Source organism: Leptotrichia sp. (assembly GCF_057270615.1).
Map to the genome: position 1 here is coordinate 1 of NZ_DBHIXN010000009.1, position 23,843 is coordinate 23,843.

Annotated in this window: 19 protein-coding genes, 3 tRNA genes and 1 pseudogene; 12 read left to right on the forward strand and 11 right to left on the reverse strand. The window is 28.8% G+C overall.

The genetic code is table 11. The features are described 5' to 3' along the window. Positions 1-43 precede the first annotated feature (43 nt). From ACO409_RS02975 to ACO409_RS03000, 6 genes are all read right to left on the reverse strand, one after another. The gene (locus tag ACO409_RS02975) at positions 44-664 is read right to left on the reverse strand and encodes an ACP phosphodiesterase (RefSeq protein ID WP_485554685.1); all 621 of its coding nucleotides are present in this window, start codon (positions 662-664) and stop codon (positions 44-46) included. Then, positions 661-1,308, reverse strand: a complete 648-nt coding sequence (locus ACO409_RS02980) for an MtnX-like HAD-IB family phosphatase (RefSeq protein WP_485554687.1) — start codon at positions 1,306-1,308, stop codon at positions 661-663. The genes ACO409_RS02975 and ACO409_RS02980 overlap by 4 nt, the downstream gene beginning before the upstream one ends. 210 nt (positions 1,309-1,518) lie before the next feature. After that, a complete protein-coding gene (locus ACO409_RS02985; protein ID WP_485554689.1) occupies positions 1,519-2,205 on the reverse strand; it encodes a pseudouridine synthase in 687 nt (228 codons plus the stop codon). Positions 2,206-2,292: 87 nt separating this feature from the next. Continuing rightward, positions 2,293-2,949 (reverse strand): SMC-Scp complex subunit ScpB, encoded by a 657-nt coding sequence (gene scpB / locus ACO409_RS02990; RefSeq protein WP_485554691.1) that lies wholly within the window; start codon positions 2,947-2,949, stop codon positions 2,293-2,295. Between the two features lie 457 nt (positions 2,950-3,406). After that, entirely contained in the window at positions 3,407-4,453 is a 1,047-nt protein-coding gene (gene mreB / locus ACO409_RS02995) for a rod shape-determining protein MreB (RefSeq protein ID WP_485554692.1), read from the reverse strand. Positions 4,454-4,612: 159 nt separating this feature from the next. Beyond that, on the reverse strand, positions 4,613-7,234 hold the full coding sequence (locus ACO409_RS03000) for a DNA translocase FtsK (protein WP_485554694.1): 2,622 nt from the start codon (positions 7,232-7,234) through the stop codon (positions 4,613-4,615). Between the two features lie 476 nt (positions 7,235-7,710). Here ACO409_RS03000 and ACO409_RS03005 point away from each other — a divergent pair, with 476 nt between their 5' ends. From ACO409_RS03005 to ACO409_RS03060, 12 genes and pseudogenes are all read left to right on the forward strand, one after another. Continuing rightward, the gene (locus ACO409_RS03005) at positions 7,711-9,429 is read left to right on the forward strand and encodes a phospho-sugar mutase (protein ID WP_485554696.1); all 1,719 of its coding nucleotides are present in this window, start codon (positions 7,711-7,713) and stop codon (positions 9,427-9,429) included. Between the two features lie 320 nt (positions 9,430-9,749). Further along, positions 9,750-11,336 carry a PAS domain-containing protein gene (locus ACO409_RS03010; protein ID WP_485554698.1) on the forward strand — a complete coding sequence of 529 codons (1,587 nt, stop codon included), beginning with the start codon at positions 9,750-9,752 and terminating at the stop codon, positions 11,334-11,336. A gap of 251 nt (positions 11,337-11,587) precedes the next feature. After that, positions 11,588-12,214 carry a MotA/TolQ/ExbB proton channel family protein gene (locus ACO409_RS03015; RefSeq protein ID WP_485554700.1) on the forward strand — a complete coding sequence of 209 codons (627 nt, stop codon included), beginning with the start codon at positions 11,588-11,590 and terminating at the stop codon, positions 12,212-12,214. Positions 12,215-12,242: 28 nt separating this feature from the next. Further along, complete coding sequence (locus ACO409_RS03020; RefSeq protein ID WP_315045685.1) at positions 12,243-12,662, forward strand: biopolymer transporter ExbD; 420 nt, start codon at positions 12,243-12,245, stop codon at positions 12,660-12,662. A 59-nt stretch (positions 12,663-12,721) separates the two neighbouring features. Beyond that, a complete protein-coding gene (locus tag ACO409_RS03025; RefSeq protein WP_485554703.1) occupies positions 12,722-14,797 on the forward strand; it encodes a TonB-dependent receptor in 2,076 nt (691 codons plus the stop codon). A 52-nt stretch (positions 14,798-14,849) separates the two neighbouring features. Continuing rightward, complete coding sequence (locus tag ACO409_RS03030) at positions 14,850-15,908, forward strand: TonB family protein (protein ID WP_485554705.1); 1,059 nt, start codon at positions 14,850-14,852, stop codon at positions 15,906-15,908. A gap of 151 nt (positions 15,909-16,059) precedes the next feature. Beyond that, positions 16,060-17,355 carry a radical SAM family heme chaperone HemW gene (hemW, locus tag ACO409_RS03035; RefSeq protein ID WP_485554707.1) on the forward strand — a complete coding sequence of 432 codons (1,296 nt, stop codon included), beginning with the start codon at positions 16,060-16,062 and terminating at the stop codon, positions 17,353-17,355. 134 nt (positions 17,356-17,489) lie between these two features. Next, a complete protein-coding gene (locus ACO409_RS03040) occupies positions 17,490-18,173 on the forward strand; it encodes a YggS family pyridoxal phosphate-dependent enzyme (protein WP_304080050.1) in 684 nt (227 codons plus the stop codon). 11 nt (positions 18,174-18,184) lie between these two features. Next, positions 18,185-18,724 carry a cell division protein SepF gene (locus ACO409_RS03045; protein ID WP_485554709.1) on the forward strand — a complete coding sequence of 180 codons (540 nt, stop codon included), beginning with the start codon at positions 18,185-18,187 and terminating at the stop codon, positions 18,722-18,724. A 204-nt stretch (positions 18,725-18,928) separates the two neighbouring features. Beyond that, positions 18,929-18,997, forward strand: a pseudogene (locus tag ACO409_RS03050) (IS200/IS605 family transposase); the annotation flags it as partial. Next, on the forward strand, positions 18,997-20,070 hold the full coding sequence (locus ACO409_RS03055) for an RNA-guided endonuclease InsQ/TnpB family protein (RefSeq protein ID WP_485554711.1): 1,074 nt from the start codon (positions 18,997-18,999) through the stop codon (positions 20,068-20,070). The pseudogene ACO409_RS03050 and the gene ACO409_RS03055, both read left to right, overlap by 1 nt. A gap of 146 nt (positions 20,071-20,216) precedes the next feature. Further along, complete coding sequence (locus ACO409_RS03060; protein ID WP_485554713.1) at positions 20,217-21,404, forward strand: M50 family metallopeptidase; 1,188 nt, start codon at positions 20,217-20,219, stop codon at positions 21,402-21,404. A 162-nt stretch (positions 21,405-21,566) separates the two neighbouring features. Here ACO409_RS03060 and ACO409_RS03065 read toward each other — a convergent pair whose 3' ends face one another. The 5 genes from ACO409_RS03065 to ACO409_RS03085 form a co-directional block, all read right to left on the reverse strand. Then, positions 21,567-22,724 (reverse strand): MFS transporter, encoded by a 1,158-nt coding sequence (locus tag ACO409_RS03065; protein ID WP_485554715.1) that lies wholly within the window; start codon positions 22,722-22,724, stop codon positions 21,567-21,569. Between the two features lie 420 nt (positions 22,725-23,144). Next, positions 23,145-23,504: a YbaB/EbfC family nucleoid-associated protein gene (locus tag ACO409_RS03070; protein ID WP_485554717.1), complete on the reverse strand. Its 360-nt coding sequence runs from the start codon at positions 23,502-23,504 to the stop codon at positions 23,145-23,147. Between the two features lie 68 nt (positions 23,505-23,572). Then, positions 23,573-23,657: transfer RNA gene (locus ACO409_RS03075), tRNA-Tyr, on the reverse strand. Between the two features lie 23 nt (positions 23,658-23,680). Next, positions 23,681-23,756: transfer RNA gene (locus tag ACO409_RS03080), tRNA-Thr, on the reverse strand. A gap of 6 nt (positions 23,757-23,762) precedes the next feature. Further along, positions 23,763-23,839: transfer RNA gene (locus tag ACO409_RS03085), tRNA-Asp, on the reverse strand. Positions 23,840-23,843: the final 4 nt, after the last annotated feature.

The following is a 23,843-nucleotide window of genomic DNA, read 5'->3' on the forward strand; positions in this document are numbered from 1 at the left end:
TCCATATTTTCAATATCTTGATTTGGAAATAATTCTTTTAATTTCATAGTTTCTCACTTCCCTCAAAATTTTTCACAATTTTTCCCTTCACAAACAAAAACTCTTTCAACGATTTCTCCTCAAATTCCCCATAATTTTTTCTCAGTTCATAAACCGCATTTCTAAGAATTTCCCCTTTTCTCACTCTTTTCGATATTCCCGAAAAAACTCTATCTAAAAAATCCAAATTTTTATACCTAGCCAAAACTTTTTCTCTCTTCAACCAGTCAAAAAAACTTTTAAAATCACTTGGAAAAAATTCATCATATTTTTCAATATTTTTAATTATTTTTCTTTCAACTTTTTCCACATTCTCAAAATCAGAATTTTTACAAAATATATCCTCAAAATTTTTACACAAAAAATGGTCAACACACATATCCGACACAATTCCTTTAAAAATCCCAAATTTTTTTCGCAAAAGTCCATTCAAAAAATTTTCTTCTCTATCAGAAATTTTATCAATCAATCTATGCAAAATTATCCCGCTTTTCAGATTTTCTTGTAATTCGATTTTCTCAACCTTCCCTTTATAAAAATCTCCGGTAAAATTGCCGTAAAGCGTATTTCCATTTATTTTTTTATCAATTTCAAGTGATATAACCGAATGAGCTAAATAATTCATTTTGACTCCTGTTTTTTCAAATAGTCCAAAATCTCATCAAAATTCTCAAACTCAAAAAAATCAATCTCATTTTCTTGACAAAACTTGATCGCTCGAGTTCCTTTTCTAACAAAAGAAAAATCCGCCACTTCAATCGCCCTGTAATCCGAAGGTCCATCCCCAACGAAATAAACCGTATAACCTTCCTCTTTATATTTTTGAACAGCCTCTTTTTTGTCAACACCGTAATATTGCTCTTTATCTAAGTAAGGAAATGAAACAGTAATTTTATTCCCATCAAATTTAATATCATTCGAGATAATTTCTTTTTCATCCAAATTAATTCCATAATTTCTAAGAACACCTGCAATATTCAATTTTGTTCCAGCACTCACAATTCTAAATTCTATACCACTTTTCACAAAATCCACAAATGTCTCATCAATTCCAACTAATTTCAATGTTTCCAAAAATTCCTCTTTCGTAATATTCAAGCTCTCAATCCCAGTCTGCAAATATTCCTTCATCGTAATTTCGCCACTTCGATATTTTCTCCTAATATCCTCCTTTAATTCTGGCTGATACACTGAAAGTAGCGTATCTGTCGAATCTTTTTTACTAATTGTAATATCAAAATCTATTAAAAATATTAATTTTTTGCTCACAATTTCTCCTTTAGTTATCATAAATTAGCCATTTGTAAAATAAAATAATTTCAATAAATACAATTTTTTTTATTTGCCTTTTCTTTTTCTTCCATTTTTTATAAGGGAGTTAACCTCTTATGATTATAAATACTGCTTTTAGTTTATTTACTTTTACAATTGTCTATTAACATAAATACTATTATTTCTCAATTTTTAATGACTTTATTTTTATAAATTTTTCAAATATTTAATTTCATCTTCATTTAAAGAACGATATTCTCCCACTCCCAAGTGTCCCAGCGTAAGTTCTCCCACTTTTACTCTTTTTAGTGCATCAACTGTATATCCCAAAGTTTCAAACATTTTTCTAATCTGTCTGTTTCTTCCTTCAAAAATTGCAATTCTCACTTCTCTTCTATCAAGTTTTTTCACTTTTGCAGGAGCTGTCTTTCTTCCGTCAATTACAACTCCATGTTGCAACGCTTCAATATCTTTTTCTTCAATGTCACGATTTATTTTTGCAATATAGCTTTTATACAATTTTTTTCTTGGATGCATGACATGGTTGTAAATATCGCCATCATTGCTTATAATAATAAGCCCTTCTGTCATAAAATCCAGTCTTCCATAAGTAAAAAGTCTAGCATGTGATTTTATAAAGTCAATTGCGAGTCTACGTCCAAATTTATCTTCATTTGAACAAATAACTCTTTTTGGCTTGTTTAAAATATAGTATTCGTATCTTGTGTTAAGTTTTACTCTTTCTCCGTCAATTCTAACCACATCTTCAGGCTTTATATCCATTCCAATAATAGCTTCATTCTTGTTTACTGTAACTCTTCCTTCATTTATCAGCTCATCGGCTTTCCTACGAGAACAAAATCCCGTTTCTGCTATAAATTTATTTAATCTCATTTTTTACCTCTTTATTTATGATTTATTAAAAATTATTTTTAAAAGAAAGTTCTACCTCCTTTTTACTAAATAACTAAAATATAATTTTTATTTTTCAGAATTTTCATTATCTGGATTTTCAATTTGCGTTTTTTCATCTTCTTTATAAAGCAAATCAATTTTTTGAAACTGTTCACTTCCAGGCAGTTCTTCTCTTCCGTGAATATTCAAGTAACTGTAAAAATCTTCTGTCACTTCATATAAATTTGGTGTTCCAATTGATTTTTTCTTCCCAGAAATATAAATTAATTTTCTTTCCAAAAGATTAGCCATTGTCTTATCTGCCCCAGCACCTCGGATTTGTTCGATTTCAGCTTTAGTTACAGGCCCTTTATATGCAATAATTGCTAACGTTTCCATTGCTGAACGTGATAATTTTTTTAATTTCATTTCTGGATTAAAAAATCTTTTCACATCAAAGCCAAAAAGTGGATTTGACACTAAAAAAACTGCTCCATTTTCAATTTTTAAGTTTATTCCAGTATTTTTTCTTTTTTCCCTCAAACTATACAGCACTTCTTCCATTTCAAAGTTTTCCATTGCATAAAACTGTGCAAGTTCCTGTACTGTCACCATTTCCTTTGCCAAAAAAATAATTGCTTCCACTTTCTCTTCAATTTCGCTAATTTTAATTTTTCTTTGAACACCAATTATATTACTTTGTTTTTCTTCTTCTTTTCTTTCTTTTCCTTCAAATTTTTCCATATTCTACCATTTTTTATTTTTTATTTTTTTATAACAATACTTTATTTAATACTAAAAAATTTTTATTCCTTGCTAAATAATACTTGATAATATAATAAAATTGATTTAAAACTGAACTCAAATCCTAAGTTTATATGATTTTTAATAGTTTTATTTTAAACGAATTCGAGTATATTTTTATTTTTTAAACATTAAATAGTATTAATTCAAATCTAGTTTTATTATATTGTATTATTAGAAAATTTTGTAATTACAATAAATTTGTTCGATAATTATGCAAACTTAAAATTTAATAAAGTAAATATCCTAAAATAAGGTATCTTAATTTCTTGTATAGATAAAAAAATTTAGATTACCGAACATATCTAATCATAAGTTATCACTATTTTCATTAATAGGGGAATTCTCCTGTATCGTTTCTTTCAGAAAATTCCCCTAGTTTCTAGCATTATTCAAATTAATATTCGTGTGTTGGTGAAATAATAATATTTTTGTATCTCTTGAAATCTGTCAATACTTCTGCAATTCCTGTTACTACCGCATGAATCGCATCATCTCCAACAGTTACCTTTAACAGTAATTCCTTTTCGATTCTTTCTTTCAAGATTTTTATACCTGCTCCACCACCAGATAAATAAATTCCTGTTTCATAAATATCTGCTGCTACTTCAGGTTCTATTTCTTCTATTGTAAGTCTTACTTCATCAATAATTGCGTCAATATGTCTTGTAATAGCTCCATTTATAGCAGAAGTCTTGATTTTCATGCTTTTTGGTAATCCAACTCCTAGTTCACGTCCTCTTATTTCATATTCCAATTCAGGATCATCTTGACTTATTGTATTTATTTTTAATTCTTCTGCTGTTCTTTCACCAATCAGCAAATTATATTCATCTTTTACAAATTCCATAATATCTTCATTTAAATGATCTCCAGCAATTTTTACTGATCTTGACAATGCTGCTCCACCTGATACAATAAATGCAATTTCAGTAGTTCCTCCACCTATATCAACAATCAAATGCCCTTTTGGCTCAAACAAATCAATTCCTACACCAATCGCAGCCGCTATCGGTTCTTCAATTAAATAAACTTCTTTTGCTCCAGCATCTTTTACAACTTCAATTACTGCTCTTCTTTCCACTTGTGTAACTCCACTTGGAACACATATAATAACTCTTGAACTTTGGAATTTGTCTTTTTTTATTCTATGTAAAAATTCTTCAAGCATTCTTTCAGTAACTTCATAATTTGAAATTACTCCATTTTTTAACGGACGAATAATTTCAGTATGCTTTGCTGTCCTTCCAATTATTTCTTTTGCTCTTTCACCAATGTGTTCTAATTCTTCAGTTTTTTTATTGATAGCCACATAAGTTGGCTCATCTACTTGAATTCCTTCTCCCTTTACATACATAACAGTATTTGCTGTTCCTAAATCAATAGCTATATCACGCGTAGTCTTCTGTGCTATATTTGTTTTAAACAAGTCAAAAAATTTCATTTATTCTATCTCCTTCATTCTATTTTTTATTTTTTTATAAACAATTTATCAAATTACTATAGCCTTAAAGTATTTTACCATTTTTTTTGAATATACTCAAGCAACTTTAAGGGGGAATTTATTATAATGTTAATTAATTCTCTAAAATATATCTTTTTTTTAATCATTTTCATCAGTATTATCAACTATTATTTGATCATCTTGACTTATAACTCCATGTTCTTTTAATTGATCATAAATTCTCGAAGCTCTGTTAAATCCCACTTTTAATTTACGTTGAAGCAATGAAATTGAAACTTTATTTTCCTGTCTTATAATATTTACTGCATTCTCAAAGGCAGGATCAGTATCATCTTCTACTTCTTCTTCAGGTTCTTCTAAAATTTCATTTTTATATTTTACTTTTTTCGCTGATTTCAATGTATCAGTTAATATCTTAACTTCTTCATCAGAAATATATGCACCCTGTATTCTTTCCATTTTTGAAGATCCATTTGCTAGCAACAGCATATCACCTTGTCCTAAAAGTTTTTCAGCTCCTGCTGAATCAAGTATTGTTCTTGAATCAATTTGTGATCTTAATGCAAATGAAATTCTGCTTGGCAAGTTAGCCTTTATCATTCCAGTTATAACATCTGTAGATGGACGTTGTGTTGCAACAACTAGATGTATTCCAACTGCTCTTGCCTTTTGTGCAATTCTTGCAATTGACTCTTCCACGCTTCCTGAAGCAACCATCATAAGATCTGCCAACTCATCAATTATTATAACAATATATGGCATTTTTTCCACAAAGCTCAATGAATTATAGCTCTTTATGTTTCTTACTCCATTTTCCATAAGTTTTTTATATCTATTTTCCATCTCATTAACAGCCCATTTTAGCGCTATTGCAGCTTGTTCTGGATCTATAATTACTGGCACTAAAAGATGTGGAATATCATTATACGGCATAAGTTCTACCATTTTTGGGTCAACCATTATAAATTTGACTTCCTTGTCAGATTTTTTTGAAATTAATGTTGAAATTAATGTATTTACACAAACTGACTTACCTGAACCAGTTTGTCCCGCTATAAGTAAATGTGGCATTTTAACAATATCTATAAATTTATCTCGTCCTACAATATCTTTTCCTAATATTACTTTTAGCTCTCCACTGTCAAGTTCTTTATTTTTTATAATATTTGAAAAATGCACAGGTTCCTTAATTTTATTAGGAGTTTCAATTCCTATTGTATTTTTCCCTGGAATCGGAGCTTCTATACGTATACTTTCCGCTGCAAGATTCATTGCAATGTCATCTGAAAGTCCTGTTACTTTACTTACTTTTATACCTTTTGGAATTATGATTTCATATCTTGTTATAGTTGGTCCATATTCATAATTTACAACTTTTGCATCAACTCCAAATTCTTTTAGTACATTTTCCAGATGATTCACATTTTCTCTTATATTTTTTTCAATTTCTTTTTTTCGTTCAAAATCCATCGGTTTTGACTTAAAAATTTCCGCAATAGATTTTTTTACAACGTCATCATATCCCTGATTACTATCAAACATTGCATTAACTTTTCTTAATTCCTCTTCAAGCTCTTTTTCCTTTGCATTATTATTTTCAAACGCATCAAGTTTTGGAAATTGCTGAAAATTTGGATCTGTGTTTGCAGAATTAATTTCTTCTCTTCTTAAAGGCGTTACAATCTCAAGTTTTGTCTCTTTTTTATTACTTTCACCTTTTTTATTTTCACTTTTGTTATTTTCATTTTCAGTTTTTATTTCTTTTTTAGCTTCTAAAACGTTTTCTTTTTCAGGATTTGAAATATTTTCTGCAATATTTTCAGGCTTTTCTAAAGTTTCTATTTTTTTTGCACTTTCTATTGGTTTTACAACCTTGTCCAGCACATCTTCTTTTTTTATTTTTTCATTTTCCTTTATTTTTTCTTTTCTTGCATTTTCATCTTTTTTAAAATTTCCTTTTTCCTTTTCTTCAAAAATTTCAATCCATTCTTTTTCTTTTTCTGCAAGCTCTTCTTTAGAATAAACTTCTGTTTTCTGTAAAAAATTATCTTTAGGTTTTTTTGCAATTTCAAAACTTAGCTTTTCATTTCTTGACTGTATAATTTTAGCTTTTAACATCTCTCTCTGATACCGCTTATAATCAGTCTTTTTCAAATTTTCAGCATATTTCTTTGCTGCCAGTTTTCTTTTTTTCTCTTTATAATCATCACTTTTATAATATTTTATTACTTCTCTCAAAACTTCATACCCAAGTTCAATAAAATCTTTAATTATCCATGCTACAAAAAGTAATGATAAAATAACAAGAATTATAAACATCCACTGAAAACTCAAAATTTTGTAAATCGGTATCGAAAGCAATGCAGCTAAAACTCCTCCACTTTCACGATTAAATCCTATCTCCAAAAGTTGCCTACCCGCCGCAGTAAAATTCTCTGACAAAGGTTTGCCATGAACAACAGAACTTCTTATCAGAATCATTCCAAAACTCAAAAACAATCCTACTAACGCCACAACTTTTCCCTGTGTCACATCAATTCCGATTTTTTCATAAAAAAAGAGAATTACCCCATACAACATAGATATTATCGCAATAAACCATGTCATTTTTCCAAAAAACAATGTAATTCCACCTAATATAAGTGAAAATATATTTTCTCCAACATTATCACTAAGCATTTTTGATTTATTCGCCATCAGCAATATCAATATCAGCCCAATAACAAACCAGATTATACCTTCAATTTTTCTCTTATTCATCTTAACTATCCTTTCTAAAAATTCTATCTATTTCAATTTTTAAATTTAAATTAGGTTTCAAAGTGACTTTTTAATATTATACTATATTTTTTCAATTTTGTCATTTTCTATTTCTTTAAAAAAACGGAATAAATTATTTAAAGTCAAATCAAAAGCTATATTTTGATACTAAACTCTATTAAAAAATATGAATTATATCTTTATTTAAATACCAAAATTAAATTTATCAAAAAAAAATATAATTTTTTCTATTCAGATACTTGTTAATTTAAATAAATGTGGTAAAATTAATATAAAGGAGCAGAAAAATTTGCTATTTTCAAGTATTACTCTAAACAAATTCAGTAATTATGGCTATTCTGCTCAAATTTGATATTTGATATTTTTTTTATTTTAATTATAATTTATTTTTAAATTATAAAAAATATACACAATTAAATTTTAAATTTTTAAATAAAACTTTTAGGAGGAATACCATGGACTACATGAAAAAATACGAATATTGGCTAAATTCAAAAGCCATTGATGAAAAAGACAAAGAAGAGCTAAAAAGCCTAGCTGGAAATGACAAAGAAATTGAAGATAGATTTTTTAAAGATCTAAGTTTTGGAACTGGTGGAATTAGAGGGGTTCGTGGAATTGGAACAAACAGAATGAACAAATACGTAATCAGAAAAGTAACTCAAGGACTTGCAAATTATATGTTAAGTTTTGATGAAAAAGCTGCTAAAGCAAAAGGAATTATAATTGCTCATGACTGCAGAATAGGTTCAAGAGAATATGCGTTAAATACTGCAAGAGTAATGGCCGCAAATGGAATTAAAGCATACATCTACGAAAGTTTACGTTCAACACCTGAATTATCATTTGGAGTACGTTACAAAGGATGTATGTCTGGAATAGTTGTTACAGCTTCTCACAACCCTGCAGAATACAATGGATACAAAGTATACTGGGATGACGGAGCACAAGTTGTTGATCCGCATGCACCAGCAATTGTTGCTGAAGTAAATAAAATTGCAACATTAGAAGAAATAAAAGTTATTTCTGAAGAAGAAGGAAGAGAAAAAGGATTAATTATTCAACTAGACCATCAAATTGATGACGATTATATAGCAGCAATTAAAAAACAAACTATACATACAGATATTCCAGGAAAAGAAGATTTCAAGATTGTTTACACTCCGCTTCACGGAACTGGTGGAAGACCAATGAAGAGAATTTTATCTGATTTTGGATATTCATTTGAAGTTGTAAAAGAACAAATTGAACCTGATGGAAACTTCCCAACTGTAGTTTATGCAAACCCAGAAGAAGTTGCAGCATTCAAATTAGGAACAAAATTAGGAAATGAAATTGGAGCACAATTAATTCTGGCAAATGACCCAGATGCTGATAGAATTGGTATTGCAATAAGAGATGACAAAAATGAATGGTATTATCCAAACGGAAACCAAGTAGGATTATTGTTATTACAATATTTATTGAATTATAAAAAAGATATTCCAGCTAATGCACAAGTTATTACAACAGTTGTTTCTACACCAATGATTGATGTTGTTGCACCTGCTAAAAATGTTGGAGTTATGAAAACATTGACTGGATTCAAATACATTGGACAAAAAATTAGACAATTTGAACACAAAGAATTGGAAGGATCATATTTATTTGGATTTGAAGAAAGCTACGGATATTTGATAGGAACTCATGCAAGAGATAAAGATGCGTTAGTAACTTCAATGGTTATTTCTGAAATGGCAACTTATTATCACTCAAAAGGAACTTCTATTTACAAAGAATTACAAAAATTATATAAAGAATTTGGATATTATTTAGAAGGTATCAAGTCAGTAATGCTAAAAGGTAAAGATGGAATTGAACAAATGGCAGCATTGATGTCTAACTTGAGAGAAAATGTTAAAGATGAATTGCTAGGTAAGAAAATTAAAATTAAAAGAGATTTCTTCTCACATAAAGAACATAACTTGGAAACAGGTGAAGAAAAACAAATTAATTTACCAAAAGAAAATGTGTTGCAATTTGTACTTGAAGACAATACATTTATTACAGCAAGACCATCTGGAACAGAACCAAAAATTAAATTCTACTTCAGCGTAAATGCAGATTCTAGCGAAAATGTAAAAGCAAAACTTGACAAAACAATGGAAGAATTTTCTAAATTTATTGGATTATAATTTTTTGAAATAAATGTTTTGAAAAATTTGATAATTGAGATAAAATAAAAATTTTATACAAAGTTTATAAAATTGAGTAAAAATTGAAGTAAATAAATAGATGAAAACAGGGAAATTTCTTGTAATAAGAATGATTTTCCTGTTTTTTTATTTGAAAATGGAAAATATTTTTGAAAAATGTACCATAAGTTACACGTTTTAGAGATAAAAATATGATAAAACAAAAGAAAGTTTTATACTCAAATATTTTTTTAGTAAAATTAATTTGTGAAAGTTTTAAATTGGATTTAGAAGAAATGAAATATGAGGTGATATGTTTTATGGAAAAAGTAGATATGAAGAATCATTTGAATATAAATTTTGATTTGATTGAAAAAATGACGGAAATTAAGAAAAATTATATAGAAGGGAATGTTGATGTAGAGACTACAAGAAAATTGATAAGGGAGACTTTTAAAGATAAAAAGATAACTCCTGCTGAGTTTGCCTATTCTGAGCAGAAAATAAAAGATTTAGGATTTGATGATGCGACTGTTCATGATAAGATGAATGATGTGCTTGATTTGTTTGATGAAATTATTGAAAGAGAGGACTCTTCATTGCCTGAGGGGCATCCGATAAAAACTTATTTGAAGGAAAATGAAGCGGCTAGAAAGTTGATTGCTGAAATGAAGGAAGAATTGAATAGGAAGTTTATAAAAAATAGATGGCTGGAGTTTTACGATAAACTTTATACATTTAATTTGACACATTTGGCTAGAAAACAGCATCAATTATTTTCAATATTAGAAAGAAAAGGATTTGACAGACCGTCTAGAATAATGTGGACTTTTGATAATGCAGTTAGGGATAATATAAGTGAGGCTAGAAAACTGTTAATGGAAGATAAAATGGAAGAATTTTATGCGAAACAGGAGATTGCTTGGGAATTGACGCTGGATATAATGCACAAGGAAGAAGAAATTTTATTTCCGACTTCACTTAAAATGATTACTGAGGAAGAATTTAGAAATATGAGAAGTGGAGATGATGAGATAGGATATTTCTTGATTGATAAGCCTAAAGGATTTTTGCCTGAGAAAAAAGAAGAAAAAATTGAGAAAAATCAAAATTTGAATGGAAATATGTCTCAAACAGGTAATTTTATGAGTGATTTAGCTGGACTTCTTTCAAAATATAATATGAATGCAGGTGGAGGAAAGTCTGATGTGTTAGATGTTAAGCAAGGAAAACTTACTTTGGAGCAAATAAATTTAATTTTCCAACATATGCCAGTAGATTTGTCTTTTGTGGATGAGAATGAGATTGTTAAGTTTTACACTGATACAAAACATAGAATTTTTCCTAGAAGTGCAGGAGTTATAGGAAGAGATGTTAAAAACTGTCATCCGAGAGAAAGTGTTGCTTCGGTTTTGGAAATAGTTGATGCGTTTAGAAATAATGAGCAGGATGAAGTTGACTTTTGGCTTGAAATGAACGGGAAATTTATTTATATTTATTATGTTGCCGTAAGAGATGAAAATGGTACATTTAAAGGGGTTCTTGAGATGATGCAAGATGTTACGAGAATAAGAAGTCTTGAAGGGAAGAGAACGCTTGTAACTTGGGAAAAACCTAAAAAACCTGAAATTAATCAAGAGAATGAAAAAGATTTTGAAGAAAATAAAAATCCTTATGGACTAACAGAAAATACAGTAATAGGAGAAATAATAGATAAATATCCTTACATAAGAGAATTTATGCCAACATTATCGCCTACATACAAGAAACTGCTTGATCCAATTCAATATATGATAATGTCTAAAGTTGCAACACTTGATATGATTTCAATGCGTGGTGGACTTCCTTTAGATGAATTGATAGAGAAAATTTCTGATGAAATTAGAAGAAATGAAGTTGAAAAATAGTTATTATAGATAAATTGCTAAGTAAGAGTAAAAGATTTTTATTTTTAGAATAGAAATAAGAATATTTAGATAAATTTTTAGAATAAATTTTAAAAAAGTTGTAAGGATAACAGGAATTTTATTATTTGTACAATTTAAATTTGGCAGTTCCATTTTTTATTTTTTAAAATTAGCAAAAAAACATTTGACTAACATAAATTTATGATATAAAATATTATTGTTATCAAAATAATTTATAGAAAGGAAAATGGATGTTGGTACATTATTTTATTGCAGGTGGAATATTTATGTGGGGGATACTGTTCGCTTCTATTTGTGGAGTTGCAGTAATTTTAGAAAAATTTTGGATTTTTTTTACGAAAGAGAGGGAATTTACAAAAGAGTATAGGAAACAGCTATTTGAAGCGTTGAAAACAGAAAGTAGGGAAAAGATTGTTGAAATTGTAAAACCAAAAAGAGATTCAGTTTCTAGAATTGTTACAAAAACGATGGAAAATATAGATTTGGATTTGGATAAGATTGAGGAATCAGATAGGGAATATCTTGAGGAAATAATAAGAGAAGCAGTCTTGGCACAAACAGGGAAATTGGAAAAAGGAATGTGGATTTTAGGGGCAGTCGTAAATACGGCACCTCAGTTGGGGCTTCTTGGGACAGTAACGGGAATGATAACATCGTTTTCAGCATTGTCTGCGAGTACTGAAAGTTCAAAGATAGTTGCGGCTGGAATATCGGAGGCTCTGTATACTACGGCATTTGGTCTAATTGTGGCAATACCGTCTTTAGTATTTTATAATTATTTTAATAGAAGAATAGATGCAACAGTTTTGGGAATGGAGAGAGCGGCTTTGCATATTATGGGAAGAGTGAAAAAATAGAATTATAGAGTATTGAAAGGAATTAAAAATGAAATTTTCTAATAGAAGAAGTAGGCAGAATGTAGAAATATCAATGCTTAATCTTATTGATGTCATATTTATGTTATTAATATTTTTTATGATTGCCACAACATTTAATAAATATTCACAATTTCAACTTTCTGTTCCAAAATCAGATGCTAAATTTGATAAGAAGGAAGAAACGAAGGCAGAAATAATAGTAAATAGAAATAAGAAATATTTTTTAAAGATGGGTAATGATATTAAAGAAATTTCAGAAGAGAATATTCATAGTGAAATTTTGAAATTACCTAAAGAAATGCTTGAAAATGTGACATTGACGGCGGATGAGCATCTTGAATATGGATATATTGTAGAAGTAATGTCGAAATTACGTAATGAAAATGTAAAAAATGTTAGTCTTAATATACAAAAAAGTAATAAATAATAAAATGGAGAAAGGAGAGCGTGGCGAAAAAATACTGATGTCATGCGAGAATAGGATTTATGTTAAAAAAAATTACGATTTTAAGTTTAATTTTAGCTAGCTTATCTTTATATGCAGAGGGAAAATATGAAGGAAAACTTGAAAAAACAGTTGTGACGGCGACAGGATTTACTGATAATATTGATAATCAGATAAAAAATGTAACTATTATTACGTCAGAGGATATTAAAGAAAAAGGATATAATACGGTAGAAGATATATTGAAACAGGCACCAGGAGTCAATATAACACAAACTGGATTTGGTTCAGCAGTAGATATTAGAGGGCAAGGTAGATTTGGATTGGGGACAAGTGCGAATATTTCTAAAGCAGTTTCTTCGGTAAAAATACTTATTGATGGGGATGTTGCGATGGATACGATTGACACTTCTCATGCGTATATTCCTTTAAATACAATATCTGTTAATGATGTAGAAAGAGTGGAAATAATAAATGGTGGAGGAACAGTTCTGTATGGAAGTGGAACTCGAGGTGGAGTTGTAAATATCATTACAAAAGATAGAACAAAAGAAGGAGCTTCTGGTAAAGTATATTATCAAAATAGTTCTTATGGGACAAATAAATTAGGATTTGATGCAGGAATCAATTACGGGAATAAAGTTATTATTGATTTAGGATATGAAAATGTTAATGGAAAAGGTTATAGAAGAGGTTCAAAAGAAGCAAATGAATATTTGAATGGGAGTTTGAAATATAATATAACAGATAATCATAGTTTGAAATTTAAAGCGTCGAGATATGATTCAGAAGAAACATTGGCGTCAGATTTAACAAAATCACAACTTTTGAGTGATAGAAGACAGCCTGGACTTTTGAGTGATATTGATGTTAATAGAAAAGAATATAGCTTGGGATACGAAGGAAAAATTACTGATAATTTGAAATTATCGTTGACAGGATATAAACAGGATACAAATAAAACTATGTATGGAATGCCTAAAACAAAGTTTGAAGATAATAAAAAAGGAATCAATTTTAAGGGAAATTATGGACTTGAAAATGGAAATATAATTTTTGGATATAATTACATTAATCATAAGGGAAATAGAGAGCAAACTATATTTGGAACACCAATTATGAATGTTGATTTAGCAAAAGAAACGAATTCATTTTATTTGTTAGGGCGTCATAAAATTGTTGGTAATTTAGAAGGGACAGCAGGGTATAGATTTGAAAGAGCAGAATATAAAACAAATAGAGAAGTTCCGTCTACAAGAATGCCGATACCCGGTGGAAGAGGATTTGTAACTATTCCAGCAAGAGAAATACATGGTTCGAGAAAAGATAGTAATAGTGCTTATGAAGTGGGGCTTAATTACAAATATTCTGATACAGGAAATGTTTATGCGAAATATGAAAGAGGATTTAGATCACCAGCTGCAACAGAATTTGTTGATTATGCACCAGGAGCTAGAAATTATACTTTAAATAATTTAAAAACAGAAAAATTTAATACGTATGAAGTAGGATTTAAAGATATGTTATGGAATTCATTTGTAAGTGCTACAGCATTTCATACACGAACAAATAACGAAATATATTTGAATATGGATCACGGAGTGTTGGGAGGACCAAGTACAGCAAGATGGATATTCCATAATTTAAAAGCTACTGAAAGAACAGGTGTAGAGCTATTTGCTGAGCAATATTTAGGTAAATTGAGAGTAAATGAATCATTTACATATGTAAATGCCAAAATTAAAAAAGTTGGAGATGACGTATTAGCTTCAACAACTTACAATTTCAAAGATGGACAAAAAATACCAGGAGTTCCATCTGCAAAGGTTACATTAGGACTTGATTATGAAATAGCAGATGGTTTGAGAACTACTGCTAACTTAAATTATTATTCAAGTTCAGTGGATACCTACAATGAAAAAATACCTTCATATTCTACAACAGATTTAGGATTGAAATATAAACACAAAAATGGATTTGGACTTAATGCAGGAGTAAAAAACGTATTTAATAAAAAATACAATGTTGCTCAAGGGAAAGATCCTCTTACAGGAAGTACAGTGTATTCACCAGCTGATGAACGAACTTATTACATCGGAGCAAGTTATGAGTTTTAGAAAAGTGAGCTTGTTTCATAAATTTGTTTAAAGCGTTAAAGAAAGGGAAAAAATGAAATTTTATATAATTTCAATTGTTTTAAATGTTATGGCTTTATTTATTCCTGTAGCCTATTATGTTTCAAATAATAATGAAAAAGAAAATAAGAAAAATGAGCCAATAACGATAAATTTGAGTGAAAGTGTGTTTACAAATGTTTCAGAAGGAGTGGCTGGAAATAAAAATAATGGAGAGGAAAATGATAAATCTGTAAATGACAAATTTGTAAATAATGAGAGAGTGAAGGATGTTCATAATACTAAAAATATTAGAAATTCTGAGAAAATAGAAGTTTCACAAAATGACGAAATTTCAAACTCACGCTTTGAATCTAAATCAAAGAAAACTAGTAACTTGAATGATCAGAAGGAAAATCAGAACACCGAAAAAGTTTTACAAAAAAATGAGAATGTGAAAGTAGTTTCAAAAGAAAAGGCGATAGATACAACATCATCACGTACAAATATTTCAAAAAGTGTTTCAGAAAATACTGTTGGGAATAATCAAAATGTTTCTCATATTAATAAAACAAGAACTAATACTTTTAGTGGAGAAATTGGGAATCATGAAGAGAGTACTAATAAAAATGTTAAAAGTGATTCTTTTGTTAAGAAATTAGGTAATGACGGAAATAGTGGAAAAGATGGTAGAAACAGAGGAAATATTGATGGAAAAGCTGAAGATGGTGGTAGTTCAAAAGTAAGAAATTTAGAAAAAATTATAAAAAAATCTAGCAAGAATGATGATATTGAAACGAAAAGAAATACTGAAAAAGGTAAAGAAAAAAACGTAAATGTTTGTAATGAGGGAAAAGATTTTACAGTTTCGTATAATCCAAATTTGAGCTATCCTATTGCAGCACGAAGGCTTGGAGATAAAGGAGTTGTTACGGTTTCAGTAAAATTTCATTTCAATAGCAGTGGTTCTGTTAGTGTGATTTCAGTATCAGGAGGAAGTGCGATTTTTCAACAAGAAGCAAGAAAGGCTGCTAGTAAAATAAGAGTAAAAATAAAAAATCCTGAAACTTTGAAATGTACAATATCAAAATCATTTGAATTTGAACTTAAATAACTAAAAAAAGGATCAGAGAGGGAGTTGTAATTCTCCCTTTTGTTTTATCTGAAATTTTGTAATTTTTATTAAGATATTAATGCAAAAAGTTTGAAATCACATCTTACATATGGTAAAATATATTAAGTAATTTAAAAAAGGTAAAAAAATAATGATTGAAGTAAAAAATATTAAAGCATCGAAGGAAAAAAATATTGATGCAATATATATTCATATTCCATTTTGTGATAAAAAGTGCGAATACTGCGACTTTTGCACATTTGTGAGAATGGAAAAGGAATATAGAAAATATACGGATTATTTGATTAAAGAAATTAGAATGTATCCAAAAATCAAATATGATACAATTTATTTGGGCGGAGGAACACCTTCTTTACTGCCTGTTGCGATGATAAGTGAAATATTAGACGAACTTGACTGGTCTGAAAATGCTGAAATTACGCTAGAGTTGAATCCGACGGATGTGACTTTTGAAAAACTGAAAAAACTTAATAAAATTGGAATAAATAGGTTAAGTATCGGTATTCAGAGTTTTCAAGATCATGTTTTAAAATTTATTGGAAGACAGCATAGTTCTGATGATGCAATAAATGTTTATAAAATGGCAAGAGAGGCAGGATTTTGCAATATTACGGTGGATTTGATGTTCGGGATTCCTAATCAAAGTCTTGAGGATTTGCAAAGGAATCTTGATATTTTGCGGGAATTAAAACCTGAAAATGTGTCGATTTATTCGCTTATTTGGGAAGAAGGAACAGTTTTTTGGAGCAAGTTGCAAAAGGGGATTTTATCCGAAATTGATCAGGATTTGGAAGCAGAAATGTATGAAAAAATTATTGATTTTTTTGGGGAAAATGGATATTGTCAGTATGAGATTTCTAATTTTGCAAGAATAGATGATGAAGATAAAGATGTTGAAATTAATGAAATAAAAAAATTTGAAGATTTAAGAAAATTGCAGAAAAATGCGGGAAGACATAATTTGAAATATTGGCGAAATCAGAAATTTATCGGCGTTGGAATGAGTGCTGCTAGTTATTTTGGCGATAATAGGCACAGCAATGTACGGACTTTTAAGAAATATTATAATCTGATTGATGATGGAAAGTTGCCGATTGATGAAAATACGGTTGAAATTGTGGATGAAACTGAAAGCGAGAAGCTAAAAAAAATGTTGGGGCTGCGACTTATTCAAGAGGGAATTGAATATTTTGAAGATGAAAAGGTTGAAAAACTTATAGAAAGTGGATTGCTGGAAAAATTTTTCCTGAAAAAAATAAATTTTACTGATGAAAAAAATAAAGAATTTCTCTATGTAAAACAAAAAAATACAAAAAATAATGGAGGTTTTGACAAAAAAATAGTGAAAAAAACTTGTGAAGCAAGAATTCGACTGACAAAAAAGGGAATGTTGCTAGCAAATGATGTATTTGTTGAATTTATTTAAAAAAAAGGTTATAATAGTGTAATTGTAAAAATATCATATTTGTTCTTATAAAAGATATACACAATAAATTGCTTTATATTAAAAGATTTCAAATATATCTCAAATACAACAAGTCAAAACAGTAAGGAGCAGGAATGGAACTGAACAGTGTAAAAATTCAACAGAATTATAAAAAAATTTTGGAAGATATAAAAAAATATTCTCCCTATCCTGAAAAAGTTAAAATTCTGTTTGTAAGCAAGTATCTTAATGTAGAGGAACATAAGACTCTAATTGAAATGGGCTATGATTACTTTGGTGAAAATCGGGCTCAGCTTTATCGGGATAAGCTGAATGAATTTTCAGATGAAAAATATAAAAATATTAAATGGGACTTTATTGGAAGGTTGCAAAAAAATAAAATAAAGTATATAATTAATAGTGTAAATTTAATACATTCAATTGATTCTTATGAACTTTTAAAAGAAATAAATAAAAAAGCTATTGAAAATGACAGAATTATAAATGGATTAATTGAAATTAACGTTTCAAAGGAAGAATCAAAAACAGGAGTTTACATTGAAGATTTTAAAGAAGATAGCGAGAAATATTTTTCTATGAGTAATGTAAGAATAATAGGCTTTATGACAATGGCTCCGTTTGAGGCAAGCAAAGAAGAAATAAATGATTATTTTTCAAATATGAGAAATCTGAAGGAAGAATATCAGGAAAAATATGATTATATTACAACTCTTTCTATGGGAATGTCAAATGACTATATAGAAGCATTAAAAAATGGTGCAACTATAATTAGAATAGGAAGTAAATTATTTGAATAGGAGGTTATGCTTTGGGACTTAAAAGAAAATTAATGGAGTTTTTTGGCGATGATATTGAAGATGACGATGATGACATATTATCTGAAGAATTGTCAGAAAATGAAAAAAAAGAAGTGGCAGCAGAACAGCCACAACAAAACCAGCAGTCTAAGGTTCAACACAAAACAACAACGACTCGTGTAGAACCAGAAAAACAGCCAGAAGAAAAAAAAGGAATAGGAAGTCTTTTTGGTGTAGGAAAAAAGGAGGAAATTACGAAAATGCCAACATCTAAAATAAATGTCTCAATTATTAGACCAAAAGTTTTTGAAGATTCAAGATTAATTGCAGATGCAATAAAAGAAAATAAAATTGTAACATTTAGCTTGGAATTTTTAGAATATGAAGTAGGACAAAGAGTAATAGATTTTGTAAGTGGAGCTGCTTATGCAATGAGTGCACATCTTTCAAAAGTTACAGATAAAGTTTTAACTTCTATTCCACGTGAAATTGATTATGAAGATATTGATGCTTCATTAGGAGAGGACGAAGGAAATAGCGAATTTTTATAATTTATAAAATTTTAGTTAGGTATCAAAATTTAACTGCTTTTTTTGAGATTTTTTCATTTAAAGCAGTATTTTTTAATAAAATATAGCAAGAAGTCTTTCTATAAGCGGGAGATGAATTGCTTTTTTTTGTAAAAAAAAATTGAAAAAAGGATATATTTATGATATAATTTATTCAGTGAAATAATATAAAATTAGTTAATAATAATGTCATATAATAGTAATTATTATTCAGTATTTGATATAAATTATCATATGATTTTTTGTATAAAATATTGAAGAGAAGTCATTATAAGGAACAAGAATTGTTGATAAACAAGACTTTTGGATGTGTTCATTTTGTCTACAATACGATTTTGTATGCTGCTAATAAAATTTATGAAGAAACTGGGAAAAATAAAATAATTACACCTGCCAGTTTGAAGAGTGAAAACCAATTTTTGAAAGAAGTAGACAGTTTGGCACTTTCAAATGCTCAATTGAATGTAAAACGATCATTTACGAATTTCTTTCAGAAGAGAGCGAAGTTTCCGAGGTTCAAATCTAAAAAGACTAGTGTTAAAAGTTATACGACAAATTGTGTGAATAATTCGATACGAATTGAGGAAAATAAATATTTGGTTTTGCCAAAATTGAAAAAAGTTAAATTGAAATATCATAGAGAAATACCAAAGAATTATAGAATAAAGTCGGTAACATTGACAAACAGTAATGGAAATTACTATGTTTCTGTTTTGACAGAATTTGAAAAAGAAATTCAAAAAATACCAAGTAATGATAAAGTAATTGGACTTGATTTTTCAATGTCTGAATTATTTGTCAGTTCTGAAAACCAAAGGGCTGATTATCCAAGATATTTTAGGATGTTGGAAGAAGAATTGAAAAAATTACAAAAATCATTGTCAAGAAAAGTGAAATTTTCTAAAAATTGGTATAAGCAAAAAATGAAAATATCAAAATTGCATGAGTATATTAAAAATTGTCGAAGAGATTTTTTGCATAAATTATCGAAAAAATTGTCTGAAGAATACAATGCTGTGGTTGTTGAGGATTTGAATATGAAAGGGATGAGCCAGGCATTAAATTTTGGGAAAAGTGTAGGAGATAATGGATGGGGAATGTTTTTGAGGATGCTTGAGTATAAGTTGATGTTTTTAGGGAAACAATTTTTGAAGATAGATAAGTGGTTTCCGTCGTCAAAAACTTGCAGCAAATGTGGAAATATTAAAGAGAAAATGAAATTATCAGAAAGAAGTTATAGATGTGAGTGCTGTGGAATTGAGATTGATAGAGATTACAATGCGGCACTGAATATAAGAGATGTTGGAAAAGAAATGTTGAAATATTAGAAAATAAAAAAACAGGGTAGGAACTACCCGAAGAGCTTGGTAAATATATTTGGCTAGCAAAAGCAGATACTTCCCAAGAAGCTCACGCTTCTAAAAGCGGGAGTAGTTCACAGTATAAACAAAATAGATGGAGATTAGATTAAATAATGGGAATAATTTTTACAATAATAATTTTAGGAATAATTGTATTTTTACATGAACTTGGGCATTTTGCAACAGCTAAATATTTTAGAATGCCTGTTACTGAATTTTCAATTGGAATGGGGCCAAAACTTTTTTCAATAAAAAAGAAAGAAACTACCTATTCGATTAGAATTTTACCGCTTGGAGGATTTGTTAATATAGAAGGAATGCAGCCCGAAAAGTTTGACTTAGAAGCATTTAAAAAGGAAAAAATGGATGATATTATTAAAGAGCTAGATAAAACAGATAGAAAAAATAATAAAACTGAAGATGAGCAATTTATTAGTGAAATAGAAAAGAAATTAGATGAAGCTGTAAAAGAAGAATTGAAAAGACAAGAAAACATTCAAAAAAATGGTTTTTTTACAAAATCACCGTTTAGCAGATTTGTTGTACTAATTGCAGGAGTTGTAATGAATTTTATTTCTGCTTTAGTTGCTTTATACATAATGCTTTCTATTACAGGAGTGGTACCTCCTCAATATTCACAGGCAGTAATTGGAAAAATTGAGCAAAATTCAAAGATAAACAAAAAATTAAAAGTAAACGATAAAATTTTAGAAATTAATGGTAAAGAAGTAGCTAATTGGAACGATATGACAAAAAAAATAAAAGAAATTAGCCAAAATTATAAAAATGAAGATATTAATTTAAAAATATTAAGAGAAAACAAAAAAATTACTGAAAATGTAAAATTAACTTATAATGAAAAGACTAAAGAAAATATTCTTGGAATCCATTTGCTAAGCCAAAAATCAACATTTGGAGAAAAAATAAAAATAAGTTTTCTTATGTTTAAAGATTATTTTAAAATGACGCTCAATGGTATAAAAATGCTTGTGACAGGGAAAGTAGCAATGAACGAAATGACAGGTCCTGTAGGTCTTCCTAAGGTCATTGGAGAAGCTTATGGGCAAGGAGGTCTATTTGCTATGCTTGGTGTTTTTATTTTAATTTCTATAAATATTGGAATTATGAACTTGCTGCCAATTCCTGCACTTGATGGTGGAAGATTAATTTTTATAATTCCTGAATTTTTTGGAATAAAGATTAACAAAAAAATTGAAGAAAAAATACATTTAATCGGAATGATATTTTTACTTGTACTAATGATTGTTATCGTATTTTTCGATGTTACAAAATATTTTTAACAATAAATTTATCTGATAAAAAGGAGGGATTGATCCCTCCTTTGTTAATTTATACTATTCCTCGTTTAAAAAGCGAATATTTATTTTATACTAACCCATTTGAATAACGAATTTATTACAAACTTTTTTAATAAAAAAATATAAATTAAAAGGAGTTTAGTATTAAATACGATTGAAAATTTTAATCAAAATTAATACCATAATCATTATTCCAATATTTACAATAAATGGAAAAAACGGGTTAAATGCTAATAAGTGTCCAGATAGATAAGATCCAACAGCATTTCCAAGTGAATCCACTGCAGATGTTACTCCTAATATTTTCCCCTGATTTTCAACATATTTTCTAGCAATAATTGTATTTGCGAGTGATCGTGCTATTTCATAAGTCATTGTATATACAGCCATTATAAAATATGGCGTTACTCCTGACTTGACTCTAAAAAATATAACTATCATCAATATGATTCCAATAAAAATCATAACTGCATGAATACTTTTTTCTTTAAATTTCTTTAATAATTTTTCAAGTAAAAATGCTGTTCCTAAAAATGCCAGAAGTGATGAACACATTACAAAAGTTCCAATTGTATCTGCAGAAACTTTTTCATAAAATTTAAAAAAATAGTTTAATGCACTTGCATAAGAATAAATTCCAATTCCAGATAAAAAAATTATACCACAGAAAAATTTTGAAAATCTATCTAACTCTTTTATATATCTAAATGTCGAAAATGGATTCAAACTTTTATTATCTCCTATATTTCCCAATTTATTTATAATTTCTCTCATAAATATTAAAATAAAAACAGACATAACACTCCCACAAATAAACTGAAGCCCAAAAGAATATCTAGGATCAACAGTAGCAATAACCCCTCCAATTTTCTGCCCAACAGCTCCACCAATTACAATTGCTGAACTAACTTTTGCAATATTTTTAGCTTTTTCCTCTTTTTCAGACAACTGACTAACATATCCAAAAGCCACTGCAAAAGTTCCCCCAGAAGCAAATCCAGCAATCATTCGTGCCAAGAACACCATTGGAAGATTTGTGACAAAACCAAAAACTAATTGTGCAATTCCATAAAGAAATGGCATAAACATAAAAATCTTTTTCATTCCAAATTTATCTGCCAATGCTCCTAAATATGGGGATGAAATAAACATTGCTGTACTCATAAATGCTAAAAATTCTCCAGAAATGCTCTTTTTCCAACCTCTCATTTGGATCAAGTCAGGTGTTCCTGGATGTCCCAAATTATATATAACCATACATAAAAACATCATTATTATCATTCTATTTATATTTTTTTTCATATCTCTCCTTTATTTTTTCAAATATATACTCAAACCATTCAAATTTAAACTATTAAAAATTATATAAACTTAAAATTTAAATGAAATAATCATAACTTTTGAATTCTATTTTATAATAGACCTGTTCGATAACTATACAAACTTAGAATTTAATAAAACAAATATCTTGAAGCAAGGGGTCTTGACCCCTTGTATAGATAAAAAAACTTAGGTTATCGAACATATCTAATATTCCCCATTTAAAAAGCGAATATTTATTTTGATTATTTGAAAGTAAATATTAGGTTTAATCTACTAAAAAGATTTATAATATATTCGTTATTCAAATGGAGTTTGGTATAAATCAATTTTACTATAAAAAAACAAAAAACCAGATATTACTCTGGTTTTTATAAAAATATTTATTTGAGATTTTAAGTCCTAAAATAATCCTGGAATATTTACTCCACCAGTAACTACTTCCATTTCTTTTTCAGCCATTTCTTCAGATTTATCCAAAATTTCATTTACCGCATTTACGATTAAATCAGAAACTATTGTTGCATCATTTTCTTCAATTGCATCTTTTAAAACATCTAATGAAATTGATAAATCTACAATTTTTTTCTGTCCATTAGCTTTTATAGTGATTCCTCCACCAGCAACAGATGTTTCAACAAATTTATCTTTTAATCCCTCTTGAATTTTTAACATTTCTTGTTGCATTACTTGAGCTTGCTTAATTATATCCTGTTGGCTTCCACCTGATTTATTTCCTGCTCCTTTTATTTTTCTAACCATAGCTAATAATTCCTCCTACGAATTATGATTTATATATTTATAATAAATTTTATTTTTATAAAAAAAAATGGTGGAGAGAGAAGGATTCGAACCTTCGAAGGCTGAGCCGGCAGATTTACAGTCTGATCCCTTTGGCCACTCGGGAACCTCTCCACAACATTCTAAATTTTAAATAGTGGTGCCGCTTGTCGGACTCGAACCAACCACCTACTGATTACAAGTCAGTTGCTCTACCAGATGAGCTAAAGCGGCATTAAATGGCGGAAGTGACGAGACTCGAACTCGCGACATCTTGCGTGACAGGCAAGCACTCTAACCAACTGAGCTACACCTCCATAA